This is a genomic window from Paraburkholderia sp. BR10954, assembly GCF_040965775.1.
Classification (GTDB): domain Bacteria; phylum Pseudomonadota; class Gammaproteobacteria; order Burkholderiales; family Burkholderiaceae; genus Paraburkholderia; species Paraburkholderia youngii.
The window spans coordinates 1-709 of record NZ_JBFRCK010000195.1; the positions used below are offsets into that span (position 1 = coordinate 1).

The following is a 709-nucleotide window of genomic DNA, read 5'->3' on the forward strand; positions in this document are numbered from 1 at the left end:
GCAATGAAGGAGCAGGCCCTTGCGAAGATGTCGCCACTACGCGGCAAGGCGGGCCGCTTCCGCCCGACAGACCAACTGCTCGCCTTTCTGAATAGCCTGTAGGGTCACGAAACTATGTTGGGTGATCCGGGCGATGCTTCCGTTCTGAGGCGCGCAATCGTTGGGCCAATATGAACTCTTATCGATATCGCCCGACATAGTCCGGCAGGGAAGATAGTGACGCCTATCTCTTCAAAGAGATAGGCGTCACAGCTTCGCCACGCACCTGCTCGAACAGAAGGTCGACATCCGCGTGATCCAGGTGCTGCTTGGCCACAAGAAGCTCGAAACTACCGCGCTTTACGCGCAGGTGGCCACCGACCTGCTGCGCGAGGTCACCAGTCCGCTGGAGCGCCTGCCCGCCAACTGACCCGGCGCAGCGCCTCATGCTGGAGGTCGCGGACATCTTCCGCGCCCACGGGCCAGCCTGGCGAGCCACGACGCGCCTGAGCCTGGGGCAGCTGAAGGTCATGTCGGCCATCGAACGGTGCCGCACGGCGGCACTGGGCGGACATGTGCTGTGCTGTTCAGGCTGCGCAAGAACAGAGGTGTCCTTCAACTCGTGCCTTATGGGGAGTCTTTCCGTATGTGGAGTAGACACGTCGATCGAGCGCGAGCCGGGGAGCCCGCGCCCCTGCTACTCTCCATTAAAGCCTCGCCTTGAGCATGG

The 709-nt window shown here is 62.1% G+C and carries 1 protein-coding gene and 1 pseudogene; both read left to right on the top strand.

What is annotated here, in order from left to right; genetic code table 11:
- Positions 1-244: 244 nt before the first annotated feature.
- Positions 245-409, top strand: a pseudogene (locus tag AB4Y34_RS41820) (tyrosine-type recombinase/integrase); the annotation flags it as partial.
- Positions 410-425: 16 nt separating this feature from the next.
- The coding region (locus AB4Y34_RS41825) for a transposase zinc-binding domain-containing protein (protein WP_368719303.1) at positions 426-709 on the top strand (284 nt) is incomplete at its 3' end.